Origin of the sequence: Roseovarius sp., from assembly GCF_018066915.1 — a bacterium.
In the GTDB taxonomy this organism is placed as follows: Bacteria; Pseudomonadota; Alphaproteobacteria; order Rhodobacterales; family Rhodobacteraceae; genus Roseovarius.
Window position 1 is genome coordinate 22,451 of record NZ_JAGPVV010000202.1, and the last position, 7,849, is coordinate 30,299.

The following is a 7,849-nucleotide window of genomic DNA, read 5'->3' on the forward strand; positions in this document are numbered from 1 at the left end:
CCCCCAGCCTCACCACCACTGTCCGGACTGGTCGCGCGCCTAAATACCGCGCATGACAACGATTTCCTTGCCCCGCCGCGCCGTGGGGTCTGCCGGAAGCGATGCAACCAATGCTTCGACAATACCCACCAGCTTGGCCGGGGCGGTCAGGACAATCGCATTGGGATTGGCCGTCTCAGAAACCTTGAAGCGTGTCAGATCAATGCCGCTTTGCTCCACTGCTTCTCTGATTTCGGCGGATGTCCGGGCCTCATTGGCGATGATGCGGGTTTGTTGGTCGTCTGCGGCACTAAGATAGACCCGCCCATTGAATTCGAACTGTGAGAGATTGAATTGCCGCGTCAGCGCATCAATCAGCTCATGCCCCGTCCCGTTGATCGAGGATGATGTGACATAGGGAACGGTGTCGGCGTCAAAATCCACATCAACGCCCGTATCGCGGGTGATCACCGACAGCACATCCGTGAGCGGCGCGCTGACGATGTAATAGCTATGGGCCTTCCTATCTGTGTCTGCGACACCGGGTGCGGCACCAAGCAATGCGGCCGCCAAGGCAAAACTGCATACTGCAAGTCGTTTGACGTGGGTCATAATCAGTCTCCGTTCGCAATCGCTCCCCCTGATTGCCAACGCTGCCGCGCCACAGCAGTCCGTATGTCATACCTAGTTCCTTACGCACCCCAATGCACACTACGCAACGCCGACTACATCACCCTGCCCGCTCTTCGTTTAGCCATTAAGATAGAAAACAGGAGGTTCTGAGATGGACGAAGTGGACACCACCACCGGCACACCGACGGCAGCGAACGGGCCCGACAACGGCTTTAGCCTGCTCAACCCGGATACTGCGATGGAAATGTATCTGAAAAATCAGATCATGACCGACATCAGAATGAAGACCGAGGCCGAGAGCAAAGGCGAGGAATATATCCCCGACGCCAGAGCGATCATTCGGTACTGAGCGCGCCATGTCAGATTTCGCCCTTGCCCCAACATCGTCCGCTGCAGAAGGCTTGGTTCTGGATACCGCGAGTTCTAGCGCAAACCGTCTGGAAGCCTATCGTCAGGACATCGAGGACGGGCGCGCCGTCGCGCTGGACTTCATCACTGAAATCCAGTTCCAGGACCACGACAAGGTCAAAGCCGACGCGTTCGGGTCGATCGAAAGAAGTGATGCGGCATCGGCAGAGCTTTTGGGCAAGGACCCCAAAGCAGACGAGCCCATGTCCAACCCGCAGACAGAGCGCCTCATGGACACGTTGCAGGATCTGTATCTGGCGACGGCCAAAACCGCTATCGCCTGGAAGGTTGTCGAGGGTGTGGGCAAGGATACCAAGGCCATGCTGCAAACCCAGTAAAACAGAGAGTAGGCTGCCATGTTTGCTCCGCTTTCATCCCAGGTTCAGGCCCTCACGGATGTGATGCGCGCCTTTGTCTTGAATGTGCGCCCCTACAAAAAGGCACCGCGCCTTTTGCTATCCGCCAACGGCGGCATGCATGATCAGTGCACCAAGACCGTGCGCCTGCATGATATTCGGATCGGATCGGATGCAGAATGTGATTTCATCCTGCTCGATCCGGAAATCGCGGGTCAGCACGCGATGATCGCCGTGTGCCACTCCATGATCGGACCACTTGCGACGATCACCGCAACGGGGGGGCAGATCGCGGTCAACGGTCATGATGTGGAGAAGGGCCAAACCTCCCGCCATATGCAATTGCCGCTCAGTCTTGCCATTGCCGATGGGATTACGGTGACTTTGGCAAAACACCGAACCGCAAGCCATCAGCTTGGCCCGATGGCCCTCTTCATGCGTCGGTTGACCAGAACCATGGCGCTGTTGGGGGTGGCAACCATCGGTGTTCTGGTCTGGGATACGTTCTACACCACCAAATTCGCCATCGGTCTGAACCAAGGCGCCCAACAGGCAACAGACGACATCGCCGCATCCTCGGTCGATTTGGCCACGTTCAAGGCCAAGCTGACCGATATGGGATTGGACAGCGCCTTGACCGTGCAAGAGACCAAGGACGGCACCCTGATCGTGAGAGGGCGTCTTTCGCCGAACCAGTCAAAACAATGGGCGGAATTTTCGCAATGGTACGATTCCGTATCCTATGCCAAGCCCATGGTCGTTCATTTGGAAAGCACTGAGGAATTGCCAAAAATGCCGCCGGTCTCGATGGTGCGTTTGAGCGATCCAAAAGAGATCATTCTCAAAACCGGGGAAAGCATGGCTGTGGACCATGTCTTTTCCGGCGCATGGAAAGTTGCGGCAATCGAGAATGACCATATCGTCATCGCGCGCGGCAACGATGTCGAAAAGCTCATGTTCGCGCGGCCCTCCAATGAATGACCTCAGCTCAAATCTGGCGACCGACAGGCCCACGATGGAGCCGCTGGGCCCGCTCGTGCCGCAACTCGGGTTTGTGCGCCAGGAACCCTTGGACACAATGCTCAAGCTGGAGCGCTTGCCACCGCCTGTCTTGTCCTATGGCGATAGCAGCACCACAACAGGGCGCGTGCAGACATCGGACCCAAACAGCAACGCGCGCCGACATAGGTCCATCAAGATGCGCCTCGACCTTGCCGAACTCGTGCTGCAAAACGAGGAAAAGATCCTGACCTCCGGCGAACCGGGCGTGATCGACGGGCTGAACGAGGTGTACAGGTTCCTGCTGCATACCGAACACCTTCGCCTGTTGCAGGAACGATGACAATGCCGCCCACCGCGCATGACATCCAAAAGGCCGACGCCGTCCTGCAGCTTGCGACATCGCTCTCGGGATACGGTCAGCACGAGCGCGTCTTGTCTTTGCTCAATCTGCACGATTGGCTGGTTGCCGGTCGCGACTCGTCATCCCTCCTCAGGATCAGCACCTTGCTGAGGCTGCACCGCTATGCAGAGGCGAGGCAGGTCTGCAACGCCACGGGTGTCAAACTGCCCCCCGCGCTCATGGCGACAATCCATTGGGGTTTGGGGGAACAAAGCCTTGGGGATGCAGAGTTTCAAACTTCATTGACAGACTGAGCCGTGAGGCGATCAATGCGGCATCGTCGCACCCCTCATTTTGACCCCAACTAAATTGACGGCAAGCCCCATCTTGGATGCCAAAGGCCGCCTTGCGCCCGGCCCAATCCGACGCCTGCCGTCTGGCAATTCCGCCGCTCAGACGGCCAAATCTCTGGCCGGGGTCGGCCTGAGATTCTGCGTTCATCCCTTCAGGAATCGACGATGCGCCACCAACACTCGCAAAAAGGTATTGACACACCACATCTCAGGCTTACGCGACCTCATGCGATTCCCGTAAAAATCATATTTATATAAATTTTACAGCACCTTAATCGCAACCCCTCTCAGCGCGTCGCGCAACCCAGAGTAGGCCACCATACGGGTAAAATTAGGTAGATACAGACGAAATTTTTCCGTGCAGGTTGTGATCAACTTCTCAACGAACACCCATAGAGGGCACCAACCACTGAACCAATGAGGGCGCATTATTGGCCTGACAGGGCCATGGACCAAGGGGGGACGTCATGTCGCATGATTCATTCGCACAATCTGTTGTCATCGCCGACAGCCACGCAATCATCCGCGAGGGTATTCGAGCCCGATTGGAAAGCCAGTCAGAGATATCGGTCGTTGCCGAAGCCTGTGACGGGTATTCGGCGCTGAAAGCATGCCGAGAGTTCACGCCCGACATCTTTCTGATGGATTTCACAATCACGCGCCCCTCGGGTCGTGAATTGTTGGCAAAGGTCCGGCAATCCTGCCCTGACACCAAGATCATCGTGCTGTGTTCCGAAATGAAAGTGTCAAACGCGTTCTTCTGCTTTTCCAAGGGTGCCTTTGCCTTCATGCCGAAACAGGCGTCCGGCTCGGATTTCGTGAACGCCGTCACCGCAGCATCGCGCGGCTTTTCCTACATGCCGAATGATTTTGTCGCCGAATTCCTCGAGACTCGCAGAAACCTCACGCGGTCCGGCAACATCTTTGGTCTGTCTCCGCGCGAGCTTGAGATCGTGGATTCCTGCATGCAGGGCAAATCCACCAAGGACATCGCCGAGGCCTGCAACATCAGCGTGCGCACGGTCGAGACCCACAAGAACAACATCTATCGCAAAACCTCGTGCCGCAGCCTCGACGACCTGACAGCTATGTTCTCGCCTCAAGCCAACTAAAGCGCTTGGGTGTTTCCGAAAAGCACCCAAGCACTTTAACCGTTTGATTTGGCGAATTTTGATCCGAAAAAGCCGCGCCGCTTTTCTGGAACTTCTTTGATGCCGGATCAGACACTGACCCTTACCCGCGTGTCGCGAGAAAAGCATGACCCAATCCATTGACATTGATAGCCTCGATCGACTGATCAGCAATGCCGGGCTTGGATCGTTCGAGTTGAACACAGACCTGTCGATCAAGACGACTCTCAAGGCCAAGCCAAAACCAACCCATCACACGCCGCGCGTCTCGCAGGATTTTCTGCTGGATCTGGATCTGGCCGGGCGGTCCGTCATGGCGGCAATCTCGGAACTGGTGCAATCGGACCGGGGCATCGCCAATCTGATGGTCGCACTGGATGGCATCCCCACCGCTGAACGCTCGCACGATACCAGAGAGGCGCTGACAGAACTTCTCCGAGGCTTTGTCACCCCCCGGTTCGCGCCGCGCTTCCTTCCGGCTGTGAATACCACAGCGCCGCACATGGTGGGCGGTGTTCACAGTTTGCCTCACGGGTGCGCCAGCGCGATAGATACGGACCTGACGAGGGTCTATTGCGCGGCCCATCTCGGCTTTCGCGATCTGTTTCAGGCGGCACAGACGGCAACCGTCAAATCCCTGATCCTGCGGGTTGAACCTCTGGGAATTCTTACCGACCCGGTCGAGGCATTTGTCGCGGTCTCTCGCTTGTTGGGCACCAGCGATGCCGACGCCCGACAGGATGCCGCGATGGACGTGATCCGCATGGGGTCCCCCGTGGGCGAGATTGAGGCATACGCCACAAGCTTTCACCGGGATACGTAGGAAAACTCGGTGCCGGCACCACTCCGATTACGCAATATGTCAGCCGATTCCAGTACCAATGACCATCCGTCGCTGGATGCGACCGACGCAGAATGGCGTCCGACCCGTCAGTCGCACTTGCCACGCACATATCCTCAAAGGGGCCACAAGATGAACTCTCTGACCAAGATCGCCGCCTCCCTGATCATGGTGTTGTTCCTGACTGCCTGCAAAGAGATCGTGCATTCGGACCTGAGCGAACGAGAGGCAAACGAGATCATCGCTGTCCTCTATGCAGAGGGCATTTCCGTCGCCAAGGAGCCCTTGAAAAAGGGCAACTTCGCGGTTTCCGTCGCCAAATCCGATTTCGGGCTGGCCTTGTCGATCCTGACCAAGGCTGGCCTGCCGCGCGAAACCTTCAACACCATCGGTGACGTGTTTCCCGATGACAGCGTCGTCGGCACCGCGTTCGAGGAACGCGCGCGGTTTTCCTTTGCGCTCAGCCAGGAACTCGCGCGCACCCTGACCGAAATCGAGGGCGTGCAATACGCGCGCGTGCATGTGGTGATCCCGCAAAAGGAACGCTTTTCCGACGAGACACCCCCGTCCAAGGCCGCGCTCGCCATCTACCACAAACAGGATTTCGACAAGGCGCTGCACCTGCCGCAGATCAAGAAGTTGGTGGCCTTCTCGGTGCCAAACCTCGCCTATGATGACGTGTCCCTCTCGCTGTTCCCGGCCAGCGCCATGTCGGACGCGACGTTGACGCCAATCGCGCCCGGTGGCTCTGCCATCGCGGCCAACACCCGCTACATCAGCGGCTTTGTGGACCTCGACAACGGTCTCGTCAGTCTCCTCTTGATGGCATTGGCCTTGCTGACGGGCATGTTCCTCGTGATGCGGGTCGTGACCGGCATGTGGGCCGTGTTGGCGCGGAGCTTTTCGAATGCAAAGTGACGCACGGCTGGCCGAAATCCGGTCGCGGATCTTGCCGGACATCAATGCCGCAACCCCCGAGGCGCAAGAGGCCTGTTACCCAGGTATCCGCAACGCCGCTCTGCGCCAAGACATTTTCGCGCACCCTGCCCTTGGCCCGCTCACCATGGACGAGCTTTTCAGCCGCTTTGATAGCCCCCAGCCAGAGGCGCAGGTGCCGGATGACATGCTGGACGCCCTGACATTCGTGCTGCAGGGCGATACGGAACGCATCATGACCATGACCGGCCTCGTCTGGCACGCCAACCAGTTGGCCAGCCTGATCAGCAGCGGTGCAATCGCCATCGACGACACCGGATGGGAGCTTGCCGATGTCCGCGCGGCCTTGGGCCTGCGCGCCCACAGCAAGGCCCCCGCCGTCGCAGAGCAGAACATTGTCGACGCCATCCATTCCAGCGGTCGCACCTGTCTGTCGGCTTGGCTGAACACAGCCCCCGGCTCGATCAAATCGGCGCTGGCGTTGTCCGAGGGGAGTCTGGGTGAGGTTTTCCGCGATGCCCGCACGTCGCCGGAACAGGCGCAGGTGACGTCCGTTTGTCTCGACAGGATGAGAGCCGCGCCATGAACATGATCACCGCGACACTCGACAGACCGACATTCCGCCTGATTCCCGCAAAGGACGCACAGGCGTTTATCCACGACAGAACAACGGCCGCCTTCGGCAACACAAAAGCCGACGACATCATTGCCAAGGCAGAACGCCGCGCCGACGATATCATCGCCTTCGCATCGGTCGAGGCCGACCGCATCATTGCCTCGGCCAAAGCCCGGAAAGAAGCGCTGGAAAAGCGCATCGAGAACGGGGCCACCGAAATCGCCGAACGCGCGACGCAGAAACTGGAAGCCAAGCAAAAGGCGCTCGAGGCTCAATCGGCGATGGCTCAGGTCGCGGCCATCGCGGCAGACTATGCCGCCCTCGAAAGCTGGATCACCGAGACACTCATGACCGCCCTGCGCCATGTCATTGCCGATATGGCCCCACCCGACCGGTGCATCGGGATGATCCGGGTTGCCTTGGCCAAGACCAAAGAGCGGTGGGACCTCAGCCTGTCATGCCACCCTCAAGACTACGACATGCTGTTGGCGGCGGTCGCACAGGGCGAGTTTGAGGCGGCGATTTCCAAGGTTCAGCGTGATCCGTCCATCGCCCCCGGCACATTCTACCTCAAGAGCGAAAAGGATCATTTCGAACTAAACATCGAGGCCGAGCTTGCGGCGTTGCACGAGCATATCGAGGCCTCGCTCGGTGCGGCCACCCCGACAGATGGCGACGCGGAACGGGGAACCGGATCATGATGGACGCCAAACGAACATTCACCAAGCTGGAACAGATATACGCCCGCCGCAGAAAGATCGAAGCGGCCCGCCAAGCGATGCTGGACAAGCAATTCAGCGACCGCGAACAAAAGATCAACGCACTGGAAACGCGCAGGGACCTCTCTGAGAAAGATCACGAAACAGATATCGAAGGATTGCTGCGCTCGGCCACGACGGCCCGTCACTATCATACCTTGCTATCGGCCCTCGCGGCGAAAAAGGTCCAGCATCACGGCGACATGGCCGTCTTGCGCCATGCGACCCTGCGCGAACGCGAGGCACAGGACAAAACCCGCGAAGAGGTTGCGACCCAAAGACACGAAACGCGGAACGCCGCCCGCCGCGCCGAGAAAATGAAAGTGCTCCTCGAGGCCGAACTCATCGCCGACGAAGCCTTGCGCGAGGTCGGCGAAGAAGAAGAGGCGGCAGAGGCACAAGTCTGCGCGCAGGTGTCCCATGCGCGATGAGCTGATGCCCAGCCTGCCAATCGACATCGACACGCTGTTTGCACAGCCGCTGCCGCAGGCCGACCC

General features: G+C 58.6%; 12 protein-coding genes. 11 read left to right on the forward strand and 1 reads right to left on the reverse strand.

The features are described from left to right. Nucleotides 1–39 precede the first annotated feature (39 nt). Complete coding sequence (locus tag KBT70_RS11100) at nt 40–591, reverse strand: hypothetical protein (RefSeq protein ID WP_296632938.1); 552 nt, start codon at nt 589–591, stop codon at nt 40–42. Between the two features lie 172 nt (nt 592–763). Here KBT70_RS11100 and KBT70_RS11105 point away from each other — a divergent pair, with 172 nt between their 5' ends. The 11 genes from KBT70_RS11105 (at nt 764) to KBT70_RS11155 (ending at nt 7,783) form a co-directional block, all read left to right on the forward strand. Then, nucleotides 764–961, forward strand: a complete 198-nt coding sequence (locus tag KBT70_RS11105) for a hypothetical protein (protein WP_296632941.1) — start codon at nt 764–766, stop codon at nt 959–961. A 7-nt stretch (nt 962–968) separates the two neighbouring features. Then, a complete protein-coding gene (locus tag KBT70_RS11110) occupies nt 969–1,358 on the forward strand; it encodes a hypothetical protein (protein WP_296632945.1) in 390 nt (129 codons plus the stop codon). An 18-nt stretch (nt 1,359–1,376) separates the two neighbouring features. Next, a complete protein-coding gene (locus tag KBT70_RS11115; RefSeq protein ID WP_296632948.1) occupies nt 1,377–2,357 on the forward strand; it encodes an FHA domain-containing protein in 981 nt (326 codons plus the stop codon). Then, nucleotides 2,350–2,718 carry a hypothetical protein gene (locus KBT70_RS11120; protein WP_296632951.1) on the forward strand — a complete coding sequence of 123 codons (369 nt, stop codon included), beginning with the start codon at nt 2,350–2,352 and terminating at the stop codon, nt 2,716–2,718. Before KBT70_RS11115 ends, KBT70_RS11120 begins: the two co-directional genes overlap by 8 nt. Before the next feature lie 2 nt (nt 2,719–2,720). After that, the gene (locus KBT70_RS11125) at nt 2,721–3,032 is read left to right on the forward strand and encodes a hypothetical protein (protein WP_296632954.1); all 312 of its coding nucleotides are present in this window, start codon (nt 2,721–2,723) and stop codon (nt 3,030–3,032) included. Between the two features lie 506 nt (nt 3,033–3,538). Further along, nucleotides 3,539–4,183 (forward strand): response regulator transcription factor, encoded by a 645-nt coding sequence (locus KBT70_RS11130; RefSeq protein WP_296632957.1) that lies wholly within the window; start codon nt 3,539–3,541, stop codon nt 4,181–4,183. 145 nt (nt 4,184–4,328) lie between these two features. Then, on the forward strand, nt 4,329–5,024 hold the full coding sequence (locus KBT70_RS11135; RefSeq protein WP_296632961.1) for a hypothetical protein: 696 nt from the start codon (nt 4,329–4,331) through the stop codon (nt 5,022–5,024). 150 nt (nt 5,025–5,174) lie between these two features. Continuing rightward, nucleotides 5,175–5,960, forward strand: a complete 786-nt coding sequence (gene sctJ, locus KBT70_RS11140; protein WP_296632963.1) for a type III secretion system inner membrane ring lipoprotein SctJ — start codon at nt 5,175–5,177, stop codon at nt 5,958–5,960. Then, on the forward strand, nt 5,950–6,564 hold the full coding sequence (locus tag KBT70_RS11145) for a hypothetical protein (protein WP_296632966.1): 615 nt from the start codon (nt 5,950–5,952) through the stop codon (nt 6,562–6,564). Before sctJ ends, KBT70_RS11145 begins: the two co-directional genes overlap by 11 nt. Beyond that, on the forward strand, nt 6,561–7,295 hold the full coding sequence (locus KBT70_RS11150) for an HrpE/YscL family type III secretion apparatus protein (RefSeq protein WP_296632968.1): 735 nt from the start codon (nt 6,561–6,563) through the stop codon (nt 7,293–7,295). Before KBT70_RS11145 ends, KBT70_RS11150 begins: the two co-directional genes overlap by 4 nt. Continuing rightward, nucleotides 7,292–7,783 (forward strand): hypothetical protein, encoded by a 492-nt coding sequence (locus KBT70_RS11155; protein WP_296632971.1) that lies wholly within the window; start codon nt 7,292–7,294, stop codon nt 7,781–7,783. Before KBT70_RS11150 ends, KBT70_RS11155 begins: the two co-directional genes overlap by 4 nt. The last annotated feature ends 66 nt before the right edge of the window (nt 7,784–7,849 follow it).